The organism is Streptomyces sp. NPDC027672 (assembly GCF_055566335.1).
This window is the reverse complement of the sequence record NZ_JBVHSO010000021.1, coordinates 15460-40730: the sequence shown is the minus strand read 5'-3', so window position 1 is coordinate 40730 and position 25271 is coordinate 15460. Positions and strand designations below refer to the sequence as shown.

The 25271-nt window shown below is 72.3% G+C and carries 22 protein-coding genes; 11 read left to right on the top strand and 11 right to left on the bottom strand.

Annotated features, from left to right (window positions below; all coding sequences use genetic code 11):
• Positions 1-155 precede the first annotated feature (155 nt).
• Positions 156-1721 carry a sodium:solute symporter gene (locus tag ACZ4SV_RS34390; RefSeq protein WP_468010199.1) on the bottom strand — a complete coding sequence of 522 codons (1566 nt, stop codon included), beginning with the start codon at positions 1719-1721 and terminating at the stop codon, positions 156-158.
• Positions 1722-2204: 483 nt separating this feature from the next.
• Between ACZ4SV_RS34390 and ACZ4SV_RS34385 the strand changes: the two genes are divergently transcribed.
• Complete coding sequence (locus ACZ4SV_RS34385; protein WP_468010196.1) at positions 2205-3608, top strand: DUF7507 domain-containing protein; 1404 nt, start codon at positions 2205-2207, stop codon at positions 3606-3608.
• A 185-nt stretch (positions 3609-3793) separates the two neighbouring features.
• Here the strand turns inward: ACZ4SV_RS34385 and ACZ4SV_RS34380 are convergent, their stop codons facing one another.
• Entirely contained in the window at positions 3794-4378 is a 585-nt protein-coding gene (locus tag ACZ4SV_RS34380) for a helix-turn-helix domain-containing protein (protein ID WP_468010193.1), read from the bottom strand.
• A 227-nt stretch (positions 4379-4605) separates the two neighbouring features.
• On the opposite strand from ACZ4SV_RS34380, the gene ACZ4SV_RS34375 reads away from it, so the two are divergent.
• Together ACZ4SV_RS34375 and ACZ4SV_RS34370 are read left to right on the top strand one after the other, a co-directional pair.
• Entirely contained in the window at positions 4606-5253 is a 648-nt protein-coding gene (locus ACZ4SV_RS34375; protein WP_468010190.1) for an FMN-binding negative transcriptional regulator, read from the top strand.
• 164 nt (positions 5254-5417) lie between these two features.
• Positions 5418-6125 (top strand): B3/B4 domain-containing protein, encoded by a 708-nt coding sequence (locus tag ACZ4SV_RS34370; RefSeq protein ID WP_468010187.1) that lies wholly within the window; start codon positions 5418-5420, stop codon positions 6123-6125.
• 55 nt (positions 6126-6180) lie between these two features.
• Here the strand turns inward: ACZ4SV_RS34370 and ACZ4SV_RS34365 are convergent, their stop codons facing one another.
• Entirely contained in the window at positions 6181-6810 is a 630-nt protein-coding gene (locus tag ACZ4SV_RS34365) for a flavin reductase family protein (RefSeq protein ID WP_468010184.1), read from the bottom strand.
• A 216-nt stretch (positions 6811-7026) separates the two neighbouring features.
• On the bottom strand, positions 7027-7386 hold the full coding sequence (locus ACZ4SV_RS34360; protein WP_397979632.1) for a DUF3566 domain-containing protein: 360 nt from the start codon (positions 7384-7386) through the stop codon (positions 7027-7029).
• Positions 7387-8309: 923 nt separating this feature from the next.
• Between ACZ4SV_RS34360 and ACZ4SV_RS34355 the strand changes: the two genes are divergently transcribed.
• Positions 8310-9050 (top strand): class I SAM-dependent methyltransferase, encoded by a 741-nt coding sequence (locus tag ACZ4SV_RS34355; protein ID WP_397969261.1) that lies wholly within the window; start codon positions 8310-8312, stop codon positions 9048-9050.
• Positions 9051-9194: 144 nt separating this feature from the next.
• Entirely contained in the window at positions 9195-9566 is a 372-nt protein-coding gene (locus ACZ4SV_RS34350; protein WP_468010177.1) for an ArsR/SmtB family transcription factor, read from the top strand.
• A 97-nt stretch (positions 9567-9663) separates the two neighbouring features.
• Here ACZ4SV_RS34350 and ACZ4SV_RS34345 read toward each other — a convergent pair whose 3' ends face one another.
• The 6 genes from ACZ4SV_RS34345 to ACZ4SV_RS34320 all read right to left on the bottom strand — a co-directional run bounded on the left by ACZ4SV_RS34345 (position 9664) and on the right by ACZ4SV_RS34320 (position 16785).
• The gene (locus tag ACZ4SV_RS34345) at positions 9664-10590 is read right to left on the bottom strand and encodes a Gfo/Idh/MocA family protein (RefSeq protein WP_468010173.1); all 927 of its coding nucleotides are present in this window, start codon (positions 10588-10590) and stop codon (positions 9664-9666) included.
• Positions 10587-11087 carry a flavin reductase family protein gene (locus ACZ4SV_RS34340; protein ID WP_468010170.1) on the bottom strand — a complete coding sequence of 167 codons (501 nt, stop codon included), beginning with the start codon at positions 11085-11087 and terminating at the stop codon, positions 10587-10589. Before ACZ4SV_RS34340 ends, ACZ4SV_RS34345 begins: the two co-directional genes overlap by 4 nt.
• A gap of 413 nt (positions 11088-11500) precedes the next feature.
• Positions 11501-13033 carry an alpha,alpha-trehalose-phosphate synthase (UDP-forming) gene (locus ACZ4SV_RS34335; RefSeq protein ID WP_468010165.1) on the bottom strand — a complete coding sequence of 511 codons (1533 nt, stop codon included), beginning with the start codon at positions 13031-13033 and terminating at the stop codon, positions 11501-11503.
• Positions 13030-14100 (bottom strand): zinc-dependent alcohol dehydrogenase, encoded by a 1071-nt coding sequence (locus tag ACZ4SV_RS34330; RefSeq protein ID WP_468010162.1) that lies wholly within the window; start codon positions 14098-14100, stop codon positions 13030-13032. The genes ACZ4SV_RS34335 and ACZ4SV_RS34330 overlap by 4 nt, the downstream gene beginning before the upstream one ends.
• 108 nt (positions 14101-14208) lie before the next feature.
• Positions 14209-15408 (bottom strand): acyl-CoA dehydrogenase family protein, encoded by a 1200-nt coding sequence (locus tag ACZ4SV_RS34325; protein ID WP_468010158.1) that lies wholly within the window; start codon positions 15406-15408, stop codon positions 14209-14211.
• 201 nt (positions 15409-15609) lie between these two features.
• Positions 15610-16785, bottom strand: coding sequence for an IS701 family transposase (locus ACZ4SV_RS34320; protein WP_468010155.1), 1176 nt, complete (start codon positions 16783-16785; stop codon positions 15610-15612).
• A 486-nt stretch (positions 16786-17271) separates the two neighbouring features.
• Here ACZ4SV_RS34320 and ACZ4SV_RS34315 point away from each other — a divergent pair, with 486 nt between their 5' ends.
• Positions 17272-17901 carry a TetR/AcrR family transcriptional regulator gene (locus ACZ4SV_RS34315; RefSeq protein ID WP_365881677.1) on the top strand — a complete coding sequence of 210 codons (630 nt, stop codon included), beginning with the start codon at positions 17272-17274 and terminating at the stop codon, positions 17899-17901.
• A gap of 522 nt (positions 17902-18423) precedes the next feature.
• On the top strand, positions 18424-19011 hold the full coding sequence (locus ACZ4SV_RS34310) for a ScbR family autoregulator-binding transcription factor (RefSeq protein ID WP_468010414.1): 588 nt from the start codon (positions 18424-18426) through the stop codon (positions 19009-19011).
• Between the two features lie 43 nt (positions 19012-19054).
• Here ACZ4SV_RS34310 and ACZ4SV_RS34305 read toward each other — a convergent pair whose 3' ends face one another.
• On the bottom strand, positions 19055-20128 hold the full coding sequence (locus ACZ4SV_RS34305) for a LysR family transcriptional regulator (protein ID WP_468010152.1): 1074 nt from the start codon (positions 20126-20128) through the stop codon (positions 19055-19057).
• Positions 20129-20309: 181 nt separating this feature from the next.
• On the opposite strand from ACZ4SV_RS34305, the gene snpA reads away from it, so the two are divergent.
• The 4 genes from snpA to ACZ4SV_RS34285 all read left to right on the top strand — a co-directional run bounded on the left by snpA (position 20310) and on the right by ACZ4SV_RS34285 (position 25238).
• Positions 20310-21014: a snapalysin gene (snpA, locus tag ACZ4SV_RS34300; protein WP_365881670.1), complete on the top strand. Its 705-nt coding sequence runs from the start codon at positions 20310-20312 to the stop codon at positions 21012-21014.
• A 180-nt stretch (positions 21015-21194) separates the two neighbouring features.
• Positions 21195-21491, top strand: a complete 297-nt coding sequence (locus ACZ4SV_RS34295; RefSeq protein ID WP_468010148.1) for a hypothetical protein — start codon at positions 21195-21197, stop codon at positions 21489-21491.
• 150 nt (positions 21492-21641) lie between these two features.
• Positions 21642-23636, top strand: coding sequence for a glycosyltransferase (locus ACZ4SV_RS34290; RefSeq protein WP_468010144.1), 1995 nt, complete (start codon positions 21642-21644; stop codon positions 23634-23636).
• 447 nt (positions 23637-24083) lie between these two features.
• Positions 24084-25238 (top strand): oxygenase MpaB family protein, encoded by a 1155-nt coding sequence (locus ACZ4SV_RS34285; RefSeq protein WP_468010141.1) that lies wholly within the window; start codon positions 24084-24086, stop codon positions 25236-25238.
• Positions 25239-25271: the final 33 nt, after the last annotated feature.

The window sequence follows — 25271 nt, the reverse complement described above, 5'->3', positions numbered from 1 at the left end:
GCCGCGCCGGGCGGACGGTGCCGGCCGCGAGCGCCGGGGCGGCTTGGGCTGTCGCAGGGTTCCTCCCGGGGCCGTGGCCGCGCGGGGTGCCGGGACCCCGCGCCGGGGACGGGCGGGACGGCGCGCGTTTCGGGCCGGGCCGGCCGGCTGCCCGGTCACTCCGGGGCCACGGCGGCCGTCGCGCGGTCCGGTCCGGGTCCGCCGTCGTCCAGCGGGGCGGCGGCGGGCTCGGGTGTCCGGTGGAACAGACTCGACAGACCGCCCACGACCAGGGTGATCACCACGCCGATGGGGACGAGCCACTGCGCGGCGATCGCGGTCGGCACGGTGGTCCCGGCCGTGGCGACGTCGATCCTGACCCCGCGCACGAGGTACGTCATGACGCCGATCGTCACCAGGAAAGCGATGACGGCGTCGGTCTCGCCGGCGCGCCGGACGAGCCGGCCGAGGAGGAACGCGCCGAGCAGGGCGCCGTAGGTGTAGCCCGCGATGGTGAGGCCGGTGAGATAGACGTTGCCGGTGCTGGTGCTGAAGGCGCAGGCGAAGAACGCCATCAGCACCGCCCACACCAGGGTCATCAGCCGGGCGAGCCGGAGCAGGAACGCCTCCGTGGGCACGCTCCGGAAGAAGCTGTGGATGATGTCGGCGACCGTCGAGTTCGACATGGAGTTCAGCGCGGAGGACAGCGAGCCCATCGCCGCGCCGAGGATGCCGGCCACGAGGAGACCGGAGACCACCACGGGCAGCCCGTGCAGGATGAAGTCCGGGTAGAGGTTGTCGGAGCTGGTCAGGCCCAGCTCCTGGAAGCTCCTGCCCTGGTTGTACGACCACAGCAGCGCGCCGACGAGGGAGAACGCGGCGAACTGGAGCGTGACGAAGACACCCGAGGCGATCATGGCTTTCTGGCCGTCGCGCAGCGAGCGGGTGGCCAGGACGCGCTGGACGATCAGCTGGTCGGATCCGTGGCTGGCCATCGCGAAGATGGCACCGCCGATGATTGCGGTGGGCAGGGCGAACGGGCTGGTGAGGACGTGGGCCAGGCCGAAGTCGGTGTCGAAGAGCCGGAACCGGCCCGCGTGCACGGCGCGCTGGACGCCCGCGCCGCCGACATGGGCGGCGAGCACCCCGATGGCGAGGAGGGCGCCGCCCAGGTACAGGCCCATCTGGATGGCGTCCGTCCAGATGACCGCCTTGATGCCGCCGAGGTAGGTGTAGACGACGGTGATCACCGTGAGGACGACGATGATGAGGCGGTAGCCGGCGTGCACACCGAACTCGTCGAGCAGCAGCTTGATCGGGATGGCGGAGGCGAACAGCCGGACGCCCTCGGCGAGCAGCCGGGTGAAGACGAAGGCCACCGAGGCCAGTCCCTGCACCTTCAGGCCGAATCTGCCGCCCAGGTACTGGTAGGCGCTGACGAAGCCGCCCCGCTTGTACAGGGGGATCAGCACGGTCGCCACGACGACGCGTCCGATGACGTAGCCGAGGGCCAGCTCGACGTTGCCGAAGCCCTGACCGCCGTAGGCGCCGCCCGGCAGGCTGATGACCGTCAGCACGCTGGTCTCGGTGGCCACCACCGAGAAGGAGACGGTCCACCACGGCATGTGTCCTTCGCCGACGAAGTAGTCCTTCGCCGTCTTCTGGCGTCCGGCCAGCCGCAGTCCGATCACGGCGATCGCGACGAGGTAGACGACGATCACCAGCAGGTCGAGTTGACGCACGCTCACTCCTGGACGACGGCCGGCGCGAAAGTTTCCTTCCGCTCCTCACTCATTTCCTGAAAAGTAGTTTCAGCGACTCCCGCCGTCAACAACCGGGCGCCGCCCGTACGCCTGGACGCCTCGCCGGGACACCGCCGCCTGACGGGCCGTCAACTCCGCTTGATAGTGATTCACTCCTGGGAGGCCGCGGTCGGGAAACGGTGCACGTGCTTTCGGCCAGGACGGCGGTGGCGGCAGGTCGTCGTGGGGCCGGTGGGGCCGGTGGGGGCGGGGTGAGGCGCGGGCGGCGGTCCGGCCGACGGCGCGCCGGGGGTTTGGGACCGGCAAACCCGCCGCGGACGATCGACCGGACCCGGCGGTGACCCGCTTTACTCGTTCGTGTGACTGCGATGCGCTACCGGCAGTCGCGGTGCCGCCACGGCTCGCCCCGAAGCGGGCGACCGGCGACGCCGTTCCCGCCGCATCGCCCCAAGGGAGAGAACCATGGCCACGCCTCCTGCCATCCCGCTCCGGGTCGCCCTGGTCAACGGCAGCTTCGAAGAGCCCGCGGTCACGAACTTCGAGATCCTGCCGGACGCCTCGCAGACTCAGGCGTCCAAGCGGGTCCCGGGCTGGCGCACCAGCGCCTCCGACCACATGATCGAGCTGTGGCGGTCGGGCTTCAACGGCGTGCCGGCGGCCGAAGGCGCCCAGTTCGCCGAGCTGAACGCCAACGAGGTCGCCACGCTGTACCAGGACCTGCCGACCACGCCCGGGACGAAGCTGTACTGGCGGCTGTACCACCGCGGCCGGCTGGGGCAGGACACCATGGCGCTGGACATCGGCGCGCCGGGCTCCACGGTCCAGCAGCGGACGTTCACCGACGGCACCACCGCCTGGGGCTACTACACCGGTACCTACACCGTCCCGGACGGCCAGACGCTGACCCGCTTCGCCTTCCGCTCCGTCTCCGCCGCCGGCGGCAACCGCGGCGTCGGCAACTTCCTGGACGGCGTCTTCTTCGGCACCGCTCCGCTCGTGATCCTCACCAAGACGGCCGTGCCCGCCGGGCCGCTGGACGTGGGCGACGTCGTCACCTACCGCATCACCGCCAGGAACGAGGGCGGCGGCACGGCCGAGAACGTGGTCCTGACCGACGCCGTCCCGGCGGGCACGACCTATGTGCCCGGGTCCCTGCGCGTCATCGAGGGACCGAACGCCGGGCCCAAGAGCGACGCGCAGGACGGTGACCAGGGCGCCTACGACGCCGGGGGCGACAGGGTCGTCTTCCGCCTCGGCAACGGCGCCTCCGGTGCGCAGGGCGGCAGCCTGCCCAACACCTCGGCCGAGCCCGCCGGCACCACGGTGGAGTACCGGGTCGTCATCGGCCGGGCCAACGCCGGCGGCCGGATCGCCAACACCGCCTCCGCCACCTACGAGAACCGGCTCGGACCGACTCCGGAGACCCTGACGGCCACGTCGAACGAGGAGGTCACGGAGGTCAAGCCGGCCGCCGACCTGAGCGTGGTGAAGTCGGCCGACGCGACGACCGTCACCGTCGGCCAGACCGTCACCTACCGCGTCACCGTCCGCAACGCCGGCCCGAACCCGGCCACCGGCGCCACCGTCACCGACCGGCTCCCGGACACGCTCGCCTTCCTGTCCGCCGACGCCTCGTCCGGCTCCTACGACGCCGGCACCGGCCGCTGGACCATCGGTGACCTGGATGACGGTGCCACGGCCACCCTCACGCTGCGGGCCAAGGCCACCAAGGCCGGTTCCGTCACCAACTCCGCCGCCGTGACCGGCAACGAGAAGGACCTCGACCCGGCGAACAACTCCGACTCCGTCACCCTCTGCGTCGAACCCGCCCCCTCCTGCTGCGACCCCTGCTCCACCAGGAAGTGACCCGGCTTTGCCGGTGATATCTCCGTGGCGGCGGCGCGCGTCCAGGCGGCCCGGCCCGCCTCCCGGAAGGCCCGTGCCCGGCGGCGCGCGGCTCAAGTGGCCTGGCCCGCCTCCAGAAAAGGCCCCCTGAGGACGCCGTGCGTCCGCCACCGCCTGAGCCCGCGGCCGACGCGTCGGCCGCGGGCTCAGGCGGTGGTGGCGGGGCCGGGCGGCAGGTGGACGGTCATGACGAGGTGACAGGTTCCGTCGCCCGCGCCGCGGTAGGTGTGCGGGACGTCGCCGTCGAAGGCCGCGGTCTGGCCGGACCCGACCGGGTACTCCGCGCCGTCGACGACCAGGGTCATCCGGCCCGAGGTGACGCTGACGGTCTCCACGACCCCGGCCTGGTGCGGATGGCTCGGGTACTCCTCGCCGGGCTCCAGGCGCCAGCGCCAGACCTCGACCGGGGCGGCCCCCGAGGTGGTCAGCATGAGCCGGGCCTCGCCGCCCCGTCCGCCCGTCCACAGCGGTGTGACGGCGTCGGCGGCCACCACGCGCACCCGGCCTTCGGCCGGCCCCTCCAGCAGGGCGGACACCGAGACGCCGAGGGTGTCGGCGAGCCGGACCAGCGTGGCGAAGTTCGGATTGCCCTGGGCCTTCTCCAGCCCGACCAGCGCGCCCTTGCTCACCTTCGCACGCCGGCCCAGCTCGTCCAGCGACAGGCCCGCCCGGGTGCGGGCCGCCCTGACGTTGTGCGCGAGCGTGCGCAGGGCGGCCTCCGCCTCGGCCATCCGACCACCATCCTCACCGCGGCTCACTGGATCACCAGCTCACCGACCACTCACCACTGATCATTCGAATGCACCACCCGGTCATTCGGTTGACATCGGGCGGTCGGTCCATTGTACGGTTTGGTCGTTGCATTCCCACCATCCCGGGTCGTCGGTCTTCTCGCCCCCGAACGACCACAGCGCCCGCGCACCCCGCAGGACCGCCCCGCGCGCCAAGGAGAAACCGCATGCTCGTCCACCCCTGGGACGCCGCCCTGGACGACGCCGAATGGCAGGCCTGGATCGCCGACGGCCACGACTTCGGACAGCTCTGCGTCAACGGCCTGCCCGGCCGGCCGCCCTCCGTCGTGCCCACGCACTTCACGGCCGACGGCGACGAGCTGCTGATCCACCTCGCCCGCCCGAACCCGGTCTGGGAGGCGATCGAGCACGACCCGGACGTCACCTTCACCGTCATCGGCGACTACGCCTTCATCCCCGGGCCCTGGCGCGCCCAGCCCGGCACCGAACCCACCGACGGCGTACCGACCAGCTACTACGCCGCCGTCCAGTTCACCTGCCGCGCCCAGGTCGTGGACGACCCGGAGGCCAAGGCCGACCTGCTGCGCCGCCAGCTCGCCCACTTCCAGCCCGAGGGCGGCCACGCGCCCGTCGCCGCCGGCCTGCCGCCGTACGGGCGGATGCTGTCCGGCATCCGCGGCCTGAGGCTGACCGTCACCGAGGTGCTGGCCAAGTTCAAGTACGACGACCACAAGCCCGTCGAGCACCGCGCGGGCGTCGCCGGCCGTCTCACCGCACGCGGACAGGCCCTGGACGTGCCCGCCGCACGCCAGCAGGCACGCCGTCTGGAACGTCTCGGCCCCTGGCGGTCGTGAACCCGTCCCCGCCCGCACCGCACGAGCAGCCCCACGGCACCGACTCCGCCGCCCCGGACCGCGGCAGCCCCCGACGGAACCCACTGCGCCGCACCCGGACAACAGCAACCCCTGACGGAGCCCACTCCGCCGCCCCCGGACCGCACACGAACGGAACACCGCCCATGACCGCCTTCCGCCTCAGCCCCGCCGTCGCCGACGCCTTCCCCGGCACCCTCGTCGCCGTGGTCACCGCCACCGGCGTGCGCGGTCACGAGCCCTGGCCCGCCACCGCCGCCGTCCTGGCGGACCTGGAGCGGCAGCTCGCCGCGGGCACCTGGCAGCCGGCCGACGAGACCGACCCGCGGATCGAGGCGTGGCACACCGCCTACCGCTCCTTCGGGACCAATCCCCGCCGGGTCCGCCCCAGCGTGGACGCGCTCGGCCGCCGCATGGCCAAGAAGGGCACCCTGCCGCGCATCAACCCGGCCGTCGACTCGTACAACGCGGTCTCCGTCCGCCACGGCCTGCCCGCCGGCGCCTTCGACCTCGACCAGGTCGCCGGGGACGTCGACATCCGCCACGCCGACGGCGGCGAGGAGTTCACACCGCTCGGCGAGCCCGGCACCGTCGAGCACCCCCGGGCCGGCGAGGTCGTCTACACCGACGCCGCGGGTGTGCTGACCCGCCACTGGAACCACCGTGACGCCCACCGCACCCGCGTCACCGAGGACTCGACGCGGGTCGCCTTCGTCCTGGAGACCCTCCACGGCGAGCGCGACGGCCACCTCCTGAAGACGGCGGCGGAGGAACTGCACGGCCTGCTCCTTACGCACACCGGACAGACGACCGTGCGCTACCTCGGCCCGGAGGCCCCCGAGGTCACGGTGTGAGCCGGATCGCCGACGGGCCCCGGGGGCCGCAGCGCCGGCCGCCGGGGCCGTGCGGTCAGGTCCGGCGCAGCGGCATGTCCCAGCCGCGCGCGAGCCGCGACGGGTGCAGGTTGCGGCTGTCGCCGTAGAACTCGCAGAACTTCATGAGCAGCGGGTCCCACCGGTCGGCGTCGATGTGTCCGGGCCGGTCCGGCACCAGGAGGTCTTCCTCGACGTGGGCCCGTACGATCCGCGCGTCCACGGCGATGACACCCGAGTCCTCCTCGGCGAAGGGGTGCATCCTGTCCACGACGGCTTCCAGGTGGACGGGGCATTCGGCGACCCGGGGCGGGCCGACCGTCTCGGAGGCCAGCGGGGTCAGGCCCGCGGCACCGAACTTGTCGGGTTCGTAGCGGTAGCCCTTGCGCTGCTTGTGCTCCGGTACCACGGGCGAGCCGGTCAGCAGGGCGAGCCGGTCCACGGCGGCGACGAGTCCGGACGACGGAAGGTTCAGCACGCACTCCCCGGTACGGGCCAGGTTCTCCGTGGTCCTGGACGTCTCGTCCAGCCCGACCATGCAGGACTGCCCGACCCACCAGACGGACGACACCGGTGCCAGGTTCGCGGAGCCGTCGCTGTTGGCGGTGCTGATGAGCACCACCGGTGTGCCGAAGTAGAGAACCCGTGGTCGAACGGTTCGGTGCATGCTCCCAGCCCGCCTGTCGTCACTGCCGTCCGGGGCGCGCCCGGACACCGGTCCGCCGGCGGCGGACGCTTCACTGTGCGGGCCGGGGGGCGGTGGGTACCGGCGGAAAACCGACATCGAGTCGGCGGGAACGCGCGGTGGGCCGGCGGTCGCCCGGCGCGCAGGGAAGGCGGACCGGTGCGGTGGGGGCGTGCCCGGGGCGTGCCCGGGGCGTGGTCAGGTCCGGCCGCGCGGCGATCCGGTGGACGTCCGCAGGCGGCGGGCGCGGGCGCGGAGCCGGGCCAGGAACAGCAGGGTCCGCGCGGCGGCCGGGGTCGGTCCGGTGAGGGTGTCGGTCACGGCGATCTCGACTCCGCCGCTGAACTGCGCCGACAGGTTGTAGAGGAAGGCGCCCAGGGTCAACAGGCCGGTGCCCAGGATGACTTCGAGGGTGACGACACCGAACGCGATGACCAGGACCGTGGTCAGCGCGGGCAGGACGTCCGGGGCCATGGCCTGCATCAGGACCCAGACGACACCCGCCGTGGCGATCACGAGCGCGCCGAGACCGGCCAGCAGGAGGAAGCCGGCCACCATCACCGACCAGGGGTCGGCCTCCGCCAGACGCAGCCGTATCGTCCGCCCGCCGGTTCCGGGAGACCCCCGGGAGAGCCGGGGACGGCGACCGGACGGCATCGGCCCGCGCCCGACGGCCGCCGGCCGCACGGCACACCCGACGTCGGCGGACGTGGACGGGCGAAGGGGACCGGTGGACGCGGAAGGGTGGGCGGGGTCGCCGGCCGGTCCGGCCTGGACGGTCGCCTCTGGTGCCGGGCCTGCACGCTCGGGGAGGGCGGGCCGCTGCTGTGCCCTCGACGGTATGGTTTCCCCGGGTATGGGTTCCTCGTCGGATATCGCCCCGGGCGTGGCGCGGGCCCGGGACTCGTCGGGGGGCGCCGTGCGCCGGTGCCCGGCCGCCCCGGTCGTCGCGGAAGGACTCAAGCCGCCGTCCTGCCCTGGTGTCGCCCCGCCGCGGAGGGGGCCGCGAGGCCTGCGCTTGGCTCGGCTCATGCCTGTCTCCCTGACTGGCCTGGCGGCGTGGCCGTGCCCTCCCCCGTCGAACGGGCCTCCGTCGGCCGCCAGGCGGCCTCTCGGGCCTGCTGGTCCGTCGACCCGACCGTAACCACGCCACTGCGAGCCCGCACCCGCGGTTACTGCGCCCGGGCGACCCCGGACCGCCGGGACCGGCCGCGGGCGGTCGGCGCGGACGGGTGCCCGCGGTCCGGTCTCCCTGGCGGCCGGGGTGGTCGGCGGCCCCTCGGGCCCGCCCGGCCGTACGGCTGCCGGGGAGGTCCTCCACTGGACCGCGGCCCGCCCTCCTGTCAACCGGCCGTCGGCCGGATGCGCCGTAAGTGGCATCTCCCCGGCCGTGGAAGCCGTCGGTGCCGTCCGTGTGCCAGGCTGCCGTCGAACGCCGGTTTCACCCGTCCGGGTCCGCCGCAGACCAGGAGGCATCGCCCTTGACCACTGACGAACACCCTCTCGACTGGAAGACCTCCACCGCGGCCACCGCCTACCGCGATCGCGACATGCGGCTGGCCGAGCAACTGATCTTCCCGGCCGTACTGCGGCAGATCGAGGCGAACGCCGGTCCCGGCCGGCTGGCCCTGGACGTCGGGTGCGGCACGGGCGCGGTCGCGACGCGGCTCGCGGACGCCGGGGAATGGGAGGTCCAGGGGCTCGACCCCTCGGCCGACATGCTCGGCATCGCCCGCGCGGACCGCTCCCATCCCCGGGTCTCCTACCGGTTGTTCGACGGCCGCACCCTGGACTGGCTCGCCGACGACAGCGTCGACGCGGCCGTGTGCTGCCTGGTGTACTGCACCGACCAGGACGACGACCGGCTGGCCGGCCTCACCGCCGAGATCCGCCGCGTCCTGCGCCCCGGTGCCCCGTACCTGCTGGCCGACCTGAACCCGGCGACGACGGGCGTGGCCTTCTCCACCGTCCGCCACGGCGAGCCGGGCGCGGTCTACGCCGACGGCGACGCGGTGCCCACGCGGCTGCGGCTGCACGACGGCAGCACGATGACGAGCACGACGTACTACCGCTCCCTGGACCGGTACCGGCGCTTCCTGACCGAGGCCGGTTTCCCCTCCCCCACCGTGGCCCTGCCCACGCTCCCCGCCGATGCCTCCGCCGCCGACGCCCCGCCGGAGACCGAAGTGGCCCCTTACATGGTGCTGACCACCCACGCCTGACCGCCCGGCCCGCCCCGCCGGAGCCCCCACGTCGGTGACGCGGGGGCTCCGCGGCGTACGGCACCGCTGTGCCGTGGAGTCCGGCCCGTACGGCGGGAGACGACCGCCGGAGGGAACGTATGTATGTCGCGGTACTGTGGGAATATGAGCCGCCATCCAGACCGCGACCAGATCCGGATCGACAGCGTCCTGTCCGCACTGGGCAGCCCCGTGCGACTCGCCGTCGTCCGCGTCCTCGACGCGGGCGGGGAGCACAACTGCACCAGCGTACTGGGGATCCTGGGCATCACGGCCAAGTCCACGATGACGCATCACTGGCGTGTGCTGCGCCAGAGCGGTGTCATCTGGCAGCACCCCTCCGGCCGGGAGAACCTGCTCTCGCTGCGGCGCGACGACCTCGACGCGCGGTATCCGGGACTCCTGGACGCCGTCCTGACCGGAGCCCGTGCCGACGAGGCGCTCGACACGGCCTCGGGTTCCGCATCGGCCCCCGACCGGGCCGGCTCCCCCGTCTGACCCGCGCCTCCACGCCCCCGCCCGCGGGCCGTTCACGGCAGGTGATCGGGAGGACCCTGGGGTTCCGCCGGCTCCGGAAAAGGCAGCGCGGTCGCCCTCATTCCGGCCGCGCGCTCGTGCCGGCTCCGCGCGCCGCCCGGTCGACGGCGTCCAGGACGCGGGCGGTGCGCACGATCTCCCGGACCGTCGGCGGCTCCCACCGGAGGTCGCCCCTCAGTTGGCCGAGGAACGCCTCCAGCGCGGCGCCGGCCCGCAGCCGCGGCTGAACCGTCACGCCGGCGTGCGTGCCCTCGATGCGCAGCTCCATCCCGCCCGGACGCGACACCCAGCCCGCCTGGAGCGTCACCGGTACGCCGCCCCAGGACAGGACGGCCGCCCCGCCCACGTTCAGTCCGGTACCGGGCCGGCCGAGGTACGCGGCGCCGCGCACCCGCAGACCGGCCGAGGGGTCCAGCCACTCCAGCAGATCCACGAGGTGCACCGCGAGGTCGGCGAAGGCGCCCGCCGCCCCGTGCCGCTCGGCCAGCATCCAGGCGGCGGGCCCGGTGAACACGCCGTCGAGCAGGCCCGGGTGGGTGAACCGCAGGTGCACGCCGGCCAGTTCGCCCAGGGAACGGTCGGCCAGCCTGGCGCGCACCTCCCGGAGTTCGGGCGCGCATCGGAGGAACATCGCGGTGGTGACCGGCTGTTCGGTGCCGGCCAGCAGCGTCGCCAGCCGGCCGGTCTCATCGGCGGAGGCCGCCAGCGGTTTCTCGGTCAGCGCCGGGACACCGGCCTCGACGACCCGGCGCAGCAGGGTGCCGTGCTGCGCCGTGGTGGAGGCGATCAGGGCCACGTCGGCGCCGGCCAGCGCCTCGGCCGGGTCCTGTACGGGCCGTACGCCGGCCACCGGCGACCGCTGCTCGCTGTAGACGGCGGACAGCGTGACCCGTGGGTCGCGGGCCACCACCTCCAGGTAGTCCGGCAGGTGCACATGGTCGGTGCCCAGTACCGCGAGCCGCAGCGTCGCCGTCGTCCGGGTCATCCCGTCGCGGCCATCTGGTCGTTGGGGACGGGCCGGCCGAACGCACGGTCGCTGTAGACGAGCGGGGCCCGGTCGCCCGCGTGGGTCTCCTCGACCCGGCCGACGAGGATGCTGTGGTCGCCTCCGTCCAGGATCTCGTGGGTGGCGCAGACGATCCGGGCCGCCGCCTCCGGCAGCCCGGGCAGGCCGAGTTCGCAGGGTGTCATGTCGTCGGCGGCGAAGCGGTCCACACCGGAGGTGGCGAAGCGCAGGGCGACGTCGGCCTGGTCGTGGGCGAGGACGTTGACCAGGAAGTGCGGGGCCGAGGTGAAGGCGCCGTGCGTGCTCGCGCCCTTGTCCAGGCAGATGAGCACGAGCGGCGGATCGAGGGACAGCGAGCAGAAGGAACTCCCGGTGAAGCCCCAGCGCCGCCCGGACGCGTCGGCCGTGGTGGTCACGGTGACGGGGGCGGGGACGCGGGACAGGGTCCGGGTGAAGGCGAGGCGGTCGACAGGCATGCGGTGTCATCCGTTCGTTCGTGTGTGGGGCGTGGGCGGGCCGGGGCGGAAGAGGGAAGCGGCGTCGACTGGGCGGCGCCGGCTGACGAGGCCCGGCGCGGGCGGCACGGCACGGCGGCCCGGCGCCGGACGGCCCCGGGCAGGACCGTCCGGCGCGGACGGCACGGCGGTCCGGGCCGGGACCGTGTGTCCGGGACCGGACCGCCGGGGGCGTGCACCACGAAGCGACTCGGTGCGTCCGGAGCACCCGGCGCCGCCGGTGCGTCCGCGACCGGACTACGAACGCCCTGCCGGACTACGACCCGTCCTGCCAGGGGCGGTTGTCCTGCCGGGGGCGGCCGTCCCGCCGGACTACGACTGTCCTGCGCGGCGGCCGCCCGGCGAGGCGGTCGTCCGGCGAGGCGCTCGGCCGGTCAGGCCGTCCGTCTGACCGGCTCCTCGGCCGGTGGGCGGTCTCCGAGCGCGCTCAGGAAGGACTGGGCCCAGTGGCCCACGTCATGGGTGAGGACCTGCTCGCGCAGCGCGCTCATCCGGCGTCCCGCCTCGTCCGGCGTGACGGACAGGGCCTGCTCCAGGCCCGACTTCACCTCCTCCAGATGGTAGGGATTGACCTGGTAGGCGCTGGTCAGTTCCGCCGCGGCGCCGGCGAACTCGCTGAGCACGAGGGCGCCTTGCAGGTCGTAGCGGCAGGCGACGTACTCCTTGGCGACGAGGTTCATCCCGTCGCGCAGCGGGGTGACGAGCATGACGTCGGCCGCGCGGTACAGGGCGGCGAGTTCCTCGCGGCCGACCGAGGTGTGCAGGTAGTGCACGGCCGGGCGGCCGACCCGGCCGAACTCGCCGTTGATGCGGCCCACGGTGCGTTCGATGTCCTCGCGCATGCGCAGGTAGTGCTCGACGCGCTCCCGGCTGGGCGTGGCGATCTGCACCATCGTGGTCGAGTCCGCGCTGACCCGGCCCTCGGTGAGCAGTTCGTGCAGTGCGCGCAGCCGGATGTCGATGCCCTTGGTGTAGTCGAGCCGGTCGACGCCCAGCACGATCTTGCGAGGGTTGCCGAGTTCCGCGCGGATCTGTTCCGCCCGGGTGCGGACGTCCGCGCGCCGGGCCAGCCGGTCGAGTTCGGCCGCGTCGATGGAGATGGGGAACGCCCCCACCTTCACGCCCCGGCGGGCGGTGGGCTCCGCGACGCTGAGGAGCCCGGGGTCGTCGCCGACGTCCGATACGGCCCGTTCCACCCGCACCCCGGCCAGCCGTCGGGCCAGCCACTGGAAGTTGCGGGCCCCGCCCGGCCGGTGGAAGCCGATCAGGTCGGCGCCCAGCAGGCCCCGGACCAGTTCGGTGCGCCAGGGCACCTGCATGAACAGCTCGACAGGGGGGAACGGGATGTGCAGGAAGAAGCCGATCCGCAGGTCGGGCCGCAGTTGCCGGAGCATCGCCGGCACGAGCTGCAACTGGTAGTCCTGCACCCAGACGGTGGCGCCGTGGCCGCTGATGTCCGCGGTGGCCTGGGCGAACTTGCGGTTGACGTGGACGTAGGCGTCCCACCAGCTACGGCGGTAGCGGGGCGGCATGATCACGTCGTGGTAGAGCGGCCACAGGGTCGCGTTGGAGAAGCCCTCGTAGAAGCCGTCGACCTCGTCGGCGGTCAACGCGACCGGGTAGAGCAGGAGTTCGTCGTGGTGCCAGGCGTGGGCCGGGGTGGTGGCGTCCGCCGCGGTGCCGGTCCAGCCCACCCAGGCGCCCCGGTGCGTGCGCAGGAACGGCTCCAGCGCGTTCACCAGGCCGCCGGGGCTGCGGCGCCAGCGCCGGCCGCCGTCGGTGCCGTCCGTCTCCAGGCTCACGGGCAGCCGGTTGGCCACCACGACGAGCCCCGCGCCGGCCGCGGGCACCGCGGCCCCCTGGGGGCCGGGTGTCTCCTCGGCCGCGTCCATGGGCTGTGGTCTCATCTGCGGAAGTCGACGATGGTCTTGAGGTCGGTGGTGGAGCGGTAGTTCTCGAAGATGTCCACCAGTCCGTCGTAGTCGTCGAACCGGTGCACGGTCGACAGCAGGGCCCTGCCGTCCACCACGCCCGAGCGCAGCATCTGCATGGCGGAGGCTATGACGTTGGCGGTCTTGTGCATGGGGAAGCTGGTCACGTCGAAGGGCGCGGAGCGGATGGTGATGCCCTTGGCGAGCATCAGCCAGGTGTCGAACTTCTGCATCTCCTGCGAGGCGCCGTAGAGGACGTAGCGGCCGCCGGCCTTGAGTTTGCGCATGGCGACGCGCCGCGGGTCCTTGGTCTCGTCGTCGACCCTGACGGTGGGCAGGGCGTCGAAGACGTAGTCGAAGGTACCGTCGTCGACCGTCTCGATCAGTTCGTCGGGCAGGTAGGCCCGCTGGGAGAACTGTTCTTCCGCGAAGGCGTTGCGCGCCGGGTTGGAGTCCACCGAGACCACGGAGTTGGGCGCCAGGAGCCGTCGGATGATGCTGCCGGCGATGACGCCGATCGGTCCGGTGCCCATGATGAGGACCCGGTCGCCGATCCGCGGCGGGTTGGACAGCACCGAGCGCAGGGCGCCGGTCACCGGCTCGATGAAGGAGGCTTCGAGGTCGCTCATGTCCTGCGGGATCTTCACGGCGGCGGCGTGGTGGTCGTCGTTGAAGTCGCGGTCGGCGCGGAACACGTCCTCCTTGACCTGGCCGGAGAAGATCGGCCGGACGGTGCGGTACTCGGCGAAGCCGCCGAAGTCCGTCTGGCCCCAGTACACGATCCGGTCGCCGACCTCGACGCCGGCGCCCTCCTGGTCGAACTCGGGGCCGATGTCGATGATCTCGCCGAGGTACTCGTGCCCGAGGATCACCGGGTACTCGGAGGGGAAGAGGTGGCCTTCGAAGAAGGAGATGTCGGTGGAGCAGATCGACACGCAGCGTGTCTTCATCAGCAGTCCGTCCGCCGGAGTGGACGGGACGGGGAGGTCGGCCAGCACCGTCTTGCGCGGGGCGAGGAGTTGCACGGCCTTCATCGTCTGCATGAGTCAGTCCTCGTCATGTGGTGGGGCGTGAGGTCGGTCGGTCGTGCGGGTCCGGGGGGCCGGCCGGGCGCCGGGGCGCCCGTGGCCGGCTGAGCTGCGGCGGGTCCGTCAGCGCCGCATCACGAGGTCTCCGCCGAGCAGGTACTGCCCGACGGTCTCGAAGTGCATCGGGGAGAGCGTGATGTGCTTCGTGGCCGAGTGGACGTCGCGGAAGCAGCGTTCCAGCCGGCTGGTCGCGTACACGGAGGTGGCTCCGGCCAGGGTGAACAGGGAGTCCACCGCGGCCACGGCCTTCTCGGCGACGGTCGCGGCGGTCAGCCGGACCAGCGCGGTCAGCGCGTCACCGCCGTCGGTGCCGTGGGCGGTCGCCTGTGCCGCGGCGTGGGCGAGCAGGGTCTCCGCGATGTGCACCTCCGCCTGTGCCCGGGCCAGTTTCTCCTGGACCGTGTGGCTGGTGGCCAGGCTGCTGGAGGCGCCGGTGGCGGTCTTGCGGGCGGCCAGCGCCTTGAAGTCGGCGACGGCGTCCTGGGCCACGCCGAGGGCGGTGGAGGCGGAGGTGAAGGGACCGAAGTCGTAGTAGCCGATCGGGTACGCCCGGGCCGGCCGGTCGGCGGGCGGGCGGTGCATGTCCGCGCCGTCGACGGTGAACTCCTCGGGCACGTACACCTGGTCCACGTGGTAGTGGTTGCTGCCGGTGCCGCGCAGGCCGACGGTGTACCAGGTGTCGCGGATGGCGGCGTCCGAGCGCGGTATGAACAGCATGCGCAGGGCCGGGCCGGCGGCGGTGCGGCGGACCGTGCCGCCGTCGGTGACGTGGGCGGCGCACACGAGCCAGTCGGCGTGGGCCGAGCCGCTGGCGAAGGCCCACTCGCCGCTCAGCACATAGCCGCCCTCGACCGCCTCGGCATGGCCGGACGGGTTGACGCCGCCCACCACCAGGCCGTCGCTGTCCTGGAAGAGGGTGCGCGCCGTGCTCTCCGGCAGGTAGTCCGACAGCCGTCCGATGGCGCCCTGGACACCCATCTGCCAGGCGATGGAGGCGTCGAGCCGGGCGAGGGCCTGGATGACGGCCGAGCCGGTCTCGATGGAGAGCTGTTCGCCGCCGAACTGTCTGGACACCCACATCCGCGGGATGCGCGCGTCGCGCAGCGCCTCGAACACGGGGCGGGGGGTGACCCGATCGCGTTCGGCACGCTCGCGGTTCTCCTCGATGACCGGCGCGAGCTTCTCCACGCGCGTCAGCCAGTCCTGGGTCTGCTCGGAGGGCGGCGGGCGGAATATGTCGCCTGCGGCGCCGGCTGTACTCACGGCAGTCTCCATTCGTCAGTACTACAACTTACGTACCGAAAGGTACGCAAGGAGGCGGATGGTGGGATCGAACAACGGGATGGTCCGGGAGCGCGGGGCCGTATCGCCCGGATCCACGGCGATTCTTGGCGCTGGCCGTTGCCGGGAGCAACCTCGACTTGCGGAAGTCGCAGGGCGGTTCGGGGCCGTCCGCGTCGCCCGTCAGGCGCAGACGCTGTGGGCTGCGGCGAGGGCCGGCGCGCGGCGCTGCGCGTGCAGGCGGGCGAAGGCGTGGGCGGCGGACGCCATCGTCATGTGGTGGTGCCAGCCGGGAAAGGACCGGCCCTCGAAGTCCTGTACGCCGAACAGGCCGAGGTCACGGACGGCCGACTCGGCGGCGGCGTGGCGGGTCAGGGCGAGCACCTCCTCCGCCCGCCAGTCGGTCAGACTGGTGATCCAGTAGCGTGCGCCCTGCCGGCCGACGCCGGTGGGGCGCGCCAGGGCCCGGTAGATGCGCTGCCCGCCGGACTGTTCGCCCGCCCGGCCGGGCAGCCGGATGTCCCCGAGGTGGACGGTGAGCCGTTCCAGCCGGCCCGTGGCCGCCTGGCGCATCACGACCTGTGGCTGACGCACCGGACTGCGCGCCATCAGCTCGCCCAGGCCGGCGGCGGAGGCCACCGCGGAGGCCGGCAGGACGGGTTCGGCCGCGCCGACCTCGCAGACGAAGTCCAGCCCGCGCCGGGCCAGTCCCTCCACGACCGCTCTGGCGTCCGGGGTCCGGCGCAGGTCGAGCACCCAGGGAATGCCCGTGAGGCCGGGGTTCACCGCCATGTCGGCGGCGAAGTCCAGGATGTGCTTCCAGGCGGGGCGGGCCGTGACGGACGCCGGGATGCGGGCCCGCGCCCGGCGTTCCTTGTCCGCGCACCAGGACTCCTCCAGCAGCAGACTCCAGTTCACCGGTACGCAGCCGCCCTCGACGGCCAGGAAGAGGCCCATCGCGCGCTGGCAGTTGACCGTACGTCCCAGTTCCGCGTCGAAGCGGCGGTGCACGCCCACGGAGTGCACGCCCCGTTTGGGAATGGTGAGTTCGGCCACGGTGCAGGCGCGGGGCATCCCCTGGGAGACCACGGTCCGCGCCAGGCTGCGCCGGACCGGGCCCCAGTCCCAGGGACTGGCGTTGATGAACTGCTGCAGCCCGTGGGCGGCGGCGGGTGCGGGCGAGACCTCCTTCGCCAGCCGTTGCAGCGTCTTCTTGCCCGGCACACTCAGCAGGGCACCGAGATACGCATGAGCCCAGCGGCGCTGGTCCGCGCGCTGGAGCGGTTCGAAGACCTCCTCGGCGAAGGCCCGGAACTCATAGGTGTCGATCGAAGTTGCGCCTAAGGTGCCCGACGGCATGTTGAAACCTCTCCCCCTCGCATCGTGCGCACCGGTCGATGGTGTGGTTCACGGTGCATATGCGCAATCAACCCCGAGACAAAATACCTTCTCAAACGTCAAATTCTTGAGACCGGTTGACGACTTTCCAACCTCCCCCGGCGACCTGCGGGAACGGACCGGCAGGCGGGTGCGCGGCAAGGGGCCGTCGCGGCCGTGGAAGCCGGGGAAGCGGGGCGGCCGGGCCGTCGTGCAGGTGGTCCGGCGGTCGCTCCGGCCGTCCGGACGGTGGTGTGCGGGAGCGGGCGCCGGGGCCGCAGGGGAACAGCGATATCCGGCCAGCGAGCGGTCCTGCTTTACCTGGACAAGACCCAGTCCTATACAACCGGAGGGAACCTGTGTCGGTTTCGGACAGCTCGGTCGACTTCGCTTGTGAGCCACCACGACGTTAAGAAAGGATTTCCTGGGGGTGGTTCCTGGATCTTTCCTGGAGTACGAAGGGGCACCGTGGTCAAGCAAGACAGAGCACGCAGAACTCACGAGTTACTGCTGGACTCAGCGGCAGCCGAGTTCGTCCGGCACGGTTATGCGGGGGCGAATCTCCATCGTGTCGCCCAAGAAGTCCAGATGACGAAGGGCGCCTTGTACGCGCATTTCGCGTCGAAGCGGCTGCTGGCCGAGGCGCTGACCGGTCCCTTCGAGCACACCTGGCGGGACGTGCTGCGGCAGGCCGAACAAGCCGATGCGTCCCCGGTGGAGAAACTGGGCCTCCTGGCCGCCGGCCTGGCCGAACGGCTGCAGTCGGATCCGCGTTTCCGTGCCGGTTTCCACCTCGTGAGCGAGGACGCGCGCGCCCACGGCCGGCTGCCGCGGGTGGCGCACGACCTGTGCGGCAGCGTCGTGAACCTGATGGCCGAGGCCCGGCAGCAGGACCAGCCGCTCGCGACCGCGGAGCCCGAACGGCTGGCCACCCTGCTGCTCGCGCTGATGTTCGGCGTCTACTACTCGACGCCCGAATGCCGCATGGACCGCTTCGGCGAGCTGCTGTGCACGACCTGGTGTCAGGCCCTGGGCGCCGGACAGCCGGCCCTTCCCGCCCGGCGGGAGCGCCGGCCCGAGCCATGCCGGCAGGCTTAGCGAGAGCCGTCCGGCCCACGCGGGTCCGCGGGGCCCGGTGCCGGGCCCCGGTCCGGCCCGGGCCGGACGTGACCTTCCCGTATGCAGTCCGGCCGCCCTCGCACTTCCGCGCCCACAACGCCGGCCGATGCGCCGTCCGGAGCGCCGCCGCCCTTTTCCCGGGAGGCTCGTTCCGGTATGCATAGGACGGTTTTCCGCCACCTGGGAGTACGGGGTTCACACTGATGGCCGTCCGTTACCGCGTCACAGCCGCCGCAGGCTCCGCGCGCGGCGCTCCGTGTCCCGCCCGCACACCTTCCCGGTCCCGTATCGAGACGGTCGCGGGCGTAGGGCCGCCGCCGGTGCCCACCGTTTTTTGAGAAGGTTTGCTCTGGAGGCACGCCAAGGCGACGCGTCGTTGATCACCAGTACGAGGCACGGGAGGCCTTCGTGAAACTTCCCCGTAACCACAACCCGGGCCACACCCCGTCCACGCCGTCCAAAGAACTCAAACAAGAACGCGCGGTTCGGTCCCGGGACAAAATCCTGCTTGCCGCCGCTCGTGCGTTCGCCGAACGGGGTTACCCGGCCGTAACCATGCATGACGTGGCCGAACTCTCCGGAATGACCAAGGGTGCCGTCTATTTTCACTACGCCAACAAGGAGAACCTGGCCCTCGCCGTCACCGCCGAGTTCTACACCCGTCTGCCCGCCATCTCCGACGCCGTCGCCCGGCTGTCCCTGCCTCCCGTGGCCTCCGTGGCGGAACTGCTGCTGCGCACCGCCGCCGCGCTGCGCGACGAGCCGCTGATGAAGGCCGGGGCGCGACTGGAGATCGAGAGAGGCCTGATCGACGCCGAACTCCCCGTGCCGTTCGACGAGTACACCACGCTGATATCCGCCTGGCTCCACAGCGCGCGGGCCACGGGCGACCTGGCGCACGAGACGCCCCCCGACGCCCTGGCCCGGGTCCTGGTCTCCGCGTTCTTCGGCGCCCAGCACCTGTCCTGGGTCGTCAACGACCGTACCGACATCATCGAACGCACCCTGGAAGTGCTGCACGCCGTCGTGCCCTGCACCCGGGACCCGCGGCACATCAGTCCCTACCTGCACGGCCACACGGCCGCGTGAGCCGCCGCCGGTCCGCGCACCTCCGCGTCCGCCCGGCGGGGCCCTATCCCGTTCCCAGGTCGACCGCCACCGGGCGCTGGCGCGGCTCCGGTGCCGTGCGCGCGGTGCGGTGCTCGTGCCGGTGGCCTGCCGGGTGTTTGCCCGGGTACGGCTCGCGCTGCCGGGCGGCGGGGTCCGGCGCACCGCAGGCACGCGCGCGCACGAGCCACTCCCGGTAGGCCGGCGCCTCGTGCGTCACCGCCCAGTACGCCTCCTCCAACTCCGGATAGGCGAGGTCGAGTTCCTCCTCGGTGCGGGCCGCCGCCAGCAGCCGTACCCCGATCGGGTCGCCCTCCAGCGGGCGGATCGCGAGATCGGGACGGGGGTGGGCGGTCGGCTGGCTCACCGTGACCACCTCGCCGGTCGCGGCCAGCGAGTAGGCGGTGAGGTAATCGCCGTGCAGCATCTCGGAGTTCAGGCCCGCCGCGCGCAGCACCCGGCACAGCGCGTCCCATTCGCCGTCGACCGTGGAGTCGACCATCCAGCGGTCGCCGGCCAGGTCGGCGAGGCGCACCTCCCGCCGTGACGCGGCCGGGTGGTCCGCGGCCAGCGTGACGAACTGCGGTTCCCGCTCGACCAGTACCCGCAGGCACAGACCGGGCGGGACGCGCAGCGGAGTGCCCTCGACCTCGTGCACGAAGGCCATGTCGAGCCGGCCGGCGGCGACCATGCCCAGCAGGGCGTTCGCGGACACGCTCATCTGGAGCGTCGGCTCGATCCCGGGACGGCGTGCCCTGAGCAGCCGCAGCCAGCCCGGTATGGCCCTGCTCGCCGTGGCGCCGAGGCGCAGTTGGAACCCGCCGGCGGCACGGGCCGCCGCCGCCCTGGTCTCGGTGACGATCGCCCCGAACTCCGCCAGCAGCGGCCGGGCCCGGCTCAGCACCGCCAGCCCCAGCGGGGTGGGCCGGCAGCCGGTCCGGGCGCGCACGAAGAGCTGGGCGCCGAGCGCTCGCTCGATCCGCCGGAGCTGAGCGCTCAACGAGGGCTGCGCCAGGCCGAGTTCCCGTGCCGCTTTGTGCAGACTGCCGGTGTCCGCGATGGCGCAGAGAACGCGCAGGTGCCTCACCTCGAATTCCATGAAGGGAGCGTAGGGCGGCAGGGAAGGCGACACCAGATGTTCAAGTTCCAATGAAAGGGGACGAGTCGGCCGCTGATAGCCCGGCGCTATCCCCAGATGCCATCATCCCCCTCCGCCTCAGGCTGCCCGAGACTCACTGGCGACCGATCGTTCAACCCCACAGGACGAGAAGGAGCCCCCCATGGCGTCGTTCCGAACCAGCGTCGGATCGAAGACCTCCGGAAGACTGCTGACCGCGGCGCTCGGCCTCGGGCTGGCCGCGGCCGCGCTCGGCACCGCGAGCCCGGTGAGCGCCCAGGACACCACCGCCGCACCCGCCCGCACCGCCACCGTCGGCTACGTCGGCACCACCGAGAGCGCCGACACCAAGGCGTTCTTCGACGCCGTACTGAACTCGGTCGCCGAGCGGCAGGCCGACCAGCCCTCCCTGAAGGCGGTGACCGTCTACTACAACGCCTCCCAGGCCCCCAGCTTCCGCTCCCAGATATCGAGTTCCGCCTCGATCTGGAACAGCTCCGTGTCGAACGTCAAGCTCCAGGCGACCACCGGCAGCGCCGACTTCACCTACTACGAGGGCAACGACTCGCGCGGGTCCTACGCCTCCACCGACGGCCACGGCCGGGGCTACATCTTCCTGGACTACGCGCAGAACCAGCAGTACGACTCCATCCGCGTCACCGCCCACGAGACCGGTCACGTGCTCGGCCTCCCCGACCACTACAGCGGTCCGTGCAGCGAGCTGATGTCGGGCGGCGGCCCCGGCACGTCCTGCACCAACCGCTACCCGAACACCACCGAGCGTTCCCGGGTCAACCAGCTCTGGGCCAACGGCCTCACCAAGGCCCTCGCCCGGCTGGACAAGGCACAGCTGAACAAGGCGGGCTGAGCCCGCGCGACGACAGGGCCCGGTTCCCCAGGCCGGCCCCGTCGCCACGGTACGGACCACGGGCACACGGCCCGCGGTCCGTACCGCTGTCCGCCCGCAACGCTGCCGGCACGCACCGCGACGCGTGCTCCCGGCGCCGGGTTCCGCCGCCGTGCCGTCCGCGCGGTTAGGCTCGGTGGTGTGACTGGGACGCGGAAAGGCACCACGCCGGCGACGGACGCGCGGACCGCGGCCTCCGCGGCGGCGTTCCTCGAAGGCCAGGAGATCACGACGACGGGCTGCGGCCGGTGCGGCACGGAGATCTCCGGAGTGAACGGCAGATACGCCTGCGGCAACTGCGGCTGGGTCAACCACTGGTCCGAGGGCCACACGGAACTCCCCGCGCACGAGCCGACCGGCGGCACACCGGACGGCGACGCTCCGAGCAGCGACCCTCCGAGCGGCGGCACCCCGCCCCGCGGTCTCCCGCCCTCCTAGGCCCCTGACCAGGCAGCCATTCTCCCGACACCCGGTGTCCATGATATGTTCACCGCAACCTAGAAGCTCCCCGTGCGTAAAAGGCTTCCATGGGAGAGACCGGAACACTCCATGGATTGGGGTTGCCCGGTATTTTTGGAGTGCACATTCATGCCCGGCGCCACTGTTTCGGTCATCATTGCCGCGTACAACGCGATGCCGTACATCACACGCTGCATCACCTCCGTCGCGGACCAGAGCATCGGCCGTGACCGGCTCGAAGTGATCGTCGTGAACGACGGCTCCACGGACGGCACCGCCGCCGAGCTGGACCGCCTCCAGGGCCTGTACCCGGAGCTGCTGCGCGTCTTCCACCAGGAGAACTCCGGCGGCCCGTCCGCCCCGCGCAACGCCGGTCTCGACCACGCCACCGGCACGTTCGTGTTCTTCCTGGACGCCGACGACCACCTCGGCCCCGAGGCCCTGGAACGCATGGTGCGCATGGCCGAGGAGAACGGCACCGACGTCGTCCTCGGCAAGATGGTCGGCGTCGGCGGGCGCGGCGCGCCCACGTCGATGTTCCAGCGCAACCAGCCGCGCACGGACGTGTTCTCCTCCCGTGTCTACTGGACGCTCAACCCGATGAAGCTGTTCCGCCGCGACCTGCTGGAGCGGCACCGGCTGCGTTTCCCGACCGACCTGGCCATCGGCGAGGACCAGTTGTTCGTCGGCGCCGCCTATCTGCACGCCTCGGGCATCTCCGTCGTCGCCGACTACGACTGCCTGTTCTGGGTGCAGCGCGACGACGACGGCAACATCACCCGCCGGCTCAAGGGCTCGCAGCGGCGCCTCAGGTTCCTGCCGCGCATGGTCGACCTGATCCTGGAGAACGTGCCGCCCGGCCCGGGCCGCGACCACCTCGCGCACCGGCATCTGACCGTGGAAGTCCAGCAGATGCTCGCCGGCCACCTCGCCTACGAGCCCCGTGAGACCCAGCACAAGACGCTGGACCGGCTCGCGGAGATCATCGAGCCGCTGTGGCACGAGGGCATGAACGCCCAGCTCTCGGCCATGGCCCGGCTGCGGCTGCACCTCGTGCGCCACCGGATGCTGGACGAGGTGCTGGAGCTCGTGGCGTTCGAGAAGCAGCTGGCCCGCACCAAGGTCGCCACCCCGCTCCTGATCGAGGACGGCCGGGCACTCGCCCGCTACCCGTTCCTGCGCGACCCCGAGCGCGCGGTCCCCGACGAGTGCTACGACGTCACCGCCCAGCTCGGCGTCCGCCACGGCGTCACCCGCGCCGAGCTGGACGGCGGCACGCTCCACCTGGCCGGACACGCCTATCTGCACCGCGTGGAGACCCGTGAGGTGGGCACCGAGCTGGTCCTGCGCGAGCGCGACAGCAAGACCGAGTACCGGCTGCCCGTGACGCACACGCCGACGCCGGGGCTCGGCGCGGACCAGGACGAGGGCCGGTATGCGTACGACCTCGCCGGGTTCGAGGCCGCCGTCGACCTCTCCACCGCCGCGGACGGCAAGCCGCTCGCCGACGGGCTGTGGGACATCTCCCTCGCGGTCGGCGCCCAGGGGCTGCGCAAGGAGGTCCGGATCGGCAGCAAGCGCGCCGAGAACGTCCCGGGCGCTCCCGTCACCCTCGTCCTCGGCGACGGCGAGGACCCGCGGGCCGTCACGCTCTACACCACCAAGCCGTACGGCAACTTCACGGTGGACCTCGGCGAGATCAAGCACAAGGTACGGCCGCTGCTGCGCGTCGAGGACGTCCGCTGGGCCGACGGCTCGCCCGCCGAGCTGTGCGTCAGCGGGCGGCTGGGAGTGACCGCGTACCCGGCGGACTCGCTCGTGCTGGCCCTGACGGACGGCACCGGCGCCACGGTGACCTGCGCGGTCCGTGAGGTCTCCGCCGACGGTGCCTTCCGCGTCCGCGTGCCGGTCGGCACCCTGCGGGCCGGGGTCTGGACGGCGGAGCTGCGGCTCGGACGCTGGACCTCACCGCTGCCCGCGCTGCCCGCGGACCTGCCCCCCGCCAAGTGGCGCCGCCTGGCCCTGCCCTGGTACGCCCGCCCGCTCCCCGGCTCCCCCCGGCACTTCGCCCTCAAGGTCGCCCGCACCGACCTCGTCAAGGCGGTCGCCAAGCGGCTGAAGTAGCCAGGCCCGCCCGGCGGTTCGGCCGGGCACGCTGGCGCCCGCCGAGCACACCCGGCGGGCGGGGTGAGACCCCGGAAGGTGTGTGCCCGGGCGGCGGCCCAGCCCTGAGGGTCGGCAGCGTGGCCGTTCTCGCCCGCAGAGCCGTCCCTTGAAGGTGCGCGGCGCGAAGCCCCCGTGCATACGCGACCGCTGTTCGCCGCTGCGCCGGTGCCTCAAGGACGGGGCAGGTCCTCTCGACCGCAGCGATCAATCGAGTGAGCCCCCCATTTCGCGCGGGCGTGCACGCCCCCGTACTCCTATTGGGTGATCACTGTGGGCCCGCGAATGCGGAAAGATCGAAATCGGCGCCGGGTCCTCTGCCGTGCAGAGGAATTCCCTCGGCGGGGTGCATCCGCGTGGCGTGGCCTGCAGCGCGGTCGATTATCCGAATATCTGAGGAGTACGGGTATGGCATTGACAGCGGCAACGGTCGCGGCCGAGTTGGAGGCCGCGAGCAAGGTCGGGGACCCCACGGCCGACGCGCTGGTCTCCGATCTGCTCGAGAACGGCGAGATCGACGGGGTCAACGCCCTGTTCCGCACGATCGGAACCCTCAAGCCCGGCTCGGATCTTTCGGGGCTTCCCGACCGGCTGGCGCAGTTCCTGCGCGAGGCCGCTGCCCCGCCGCCGGACTGGAGCGAGGCGGACGTCAAGGCGGCGGAGGGCTTCTTCGCCCACCACCACGGCACCGCCTCGATGCTGCAGGGCACCGTAGGGCTCATCGGCACCTATCTCTCGCCCACCGGGGCGTTCACCCTGCGCTCCACCGGCCGGCTGGGCGGTGTGGAGGGACCGGGCCGACGGCTCTCCCAGTCCTCACGGCTGTTCCTCGGCATGGGCAACAAGAACGCCATGCGCGACGGAACCCTGGCCGCCAGCGTGACGAAGGTGCGCCTGGTGCACGCCTCGGTGCGGGAGCTGCACAGGAAGAGCGGCCAGTGGGACTACGCCAAGTGGGGCGAGCCGGTCTCCCAGAAGTACACCACCGGCGCCGCCTGCGTCTTCAGCACCCAGATCCTCCAGGGCATGAGGAACCTCGGCATCGACGTCTCCGCCGAGGACGCCCGCGGCTTCATGTGCGCCTGGTATTACGTCAACCACTACCTCGGCACCCCGGAGAAGTGGCAGTTGCCCAGGGACGCCGACGAGGCCGAGCGGTTGTGGAACCAGGAGCGGGACAAGGAGTGGAAGAAGACCGACGACGGCGTGTTCATGACCGCCCAGGCCGTCAAGTTCTACCGGGGCCTGTTGAAGCCCGGAGCCAGTGACGCGTACATCGCGCTGAGCCGCGTAGCGCTCACCGACAAGTACGCGGACATGGCCGGCCTGCCCAAGAGCCCCCTCGACCTCCTCGGCCAGCCGCTCGCCGCTGGCCATGGGCTCGTCAGCGGAACGGCCGGCGGTCTGTTCGGCGGAGCCGCCCAGCGGGCCGTCGGCGTGAACCCCTACAAGGACATCCTGGGAATCGCCTCGAAGGCGTTCAACGAAATCGAGCAGTATGCCCTGACCCACGACCAGGACGACCAGCCGCAAATGCACCAGGAACTCGACGACAACCGCTGACAATCCGTTCGCTGCCCCGCCAGGAGCGGCGAA

Coding starts and splice junctions, on each gene's coding strand:
- ACZ4SV_RS34285 (WP_468010141.1), top strand. CDS start 24,084: ATGGCATTGACAGCGGCAACGGTCGCGGCCGAGTTGGAGGCCGCGAGC.
- ACZ4SV_RS34350 (WP_468010177.1), top strand. CDS start 9,195: ATGAGCCGCCATCCAGACCGCGACCAGATCCGGATCGACAGCGTCCTG.
- ACZ4SV_RS34360 (WP_397979632.1), bottom strand. CDS start 7,386: ATGGTGGCCGGCTTCCTCCTGCTGGCCGGTCTCGGCGCGCTCGTGATC.
- ACZ4SV_RS34340 (WP_468010170.1), bottom strand. CDS start 11,087: ATGCCTGTCGACCGCCTCGCCTTCACCCGGACCCTGTCCCGCGTCCCC.
- ACZ4SV_RS34365 (WP_468010184.1), bottom strand. CDS start 6,810: ATGCACCGAACCGTTCGACCACGGGTTCTCTACTTCGGCACACCGGTG.
- ACZ4SV_RS34335 (WP_468010165.1), bottom strand. CDS start 13,033: ATGAGACCACAGCCCATGGACGCGGCCGAGGAGACACCCGGCCCCCAG.
- ACZ4SV_RS34370 (WP_468010187.1), top strand. CDS start 5,418: ATGACCGCCTTCCGCCTCAGCCCCGCCGTCGCCGACGCCTTCCCCGGC.
- ACZ4SV_RS34375 (WP_468010190.1), top strand. CDS start 4,606: ATGCTCGTCCACCCCTGGGACGCCGCCCTGGACGACGCCGAATGGCAG.
- snpA (WP_365881670.1), top strand. CDS start 20,310: ATGGCGTCGTTCCGAACCAGCGTCGGATCGAAGACCTCCGGAAGACTG.
- ACZ4SV_RS34330 (WP_468010162.1), bottom strand. CDS start 14,100: ATGCAGACGATGAAGGCCGTGCAACTCCTCGCCCCGCGCAAGACGGTG.
- ACZ4SV_RS34305 (WP_468010152.1), bottom strand. CDS start 20,128: ATGGAATTCGAGGTGAGGCACCTGCGCGTTCTCTGCGCCATCGCGGAC.
- ACZ4SV_RS34385 (WP_468010196.1), top strand. CDS start 2,205: ATGGCCACGCCTCCTGCCATCCCGCTCCGGGTCGCCCTGGTCAACGGC.
- ACZ4SV_RS34380 (WP_468010193.1), bottom strand. CDS start 4,378: ATGGCCGAGGCGGAGGCCGCCCTGCGCACGCTCGCGCACAACGTCAGG.
- ACZ4SV_RS34320 (WP_468010155.1), bottom strand. CDS start 16,785: ATGCCGTCGGGCACCTTAGGCGCAACTTCGATCGACACCTATGAGTTC.
- ACZ4SV_RS34345 (WP_468010173.1), bottom strand. CDS start 10,590: ATGACCCGGACGACGGCGACGCTGCGGCTCGCGGTACTGGGCACCGAC.
- ACZ4SV_RS34290 (WP_468010144.1), top strand. CDS start 21,642: ATGCCCGGCGCCACTGTTTCGGTCATCATTGCCGCGTACAACGCGATG.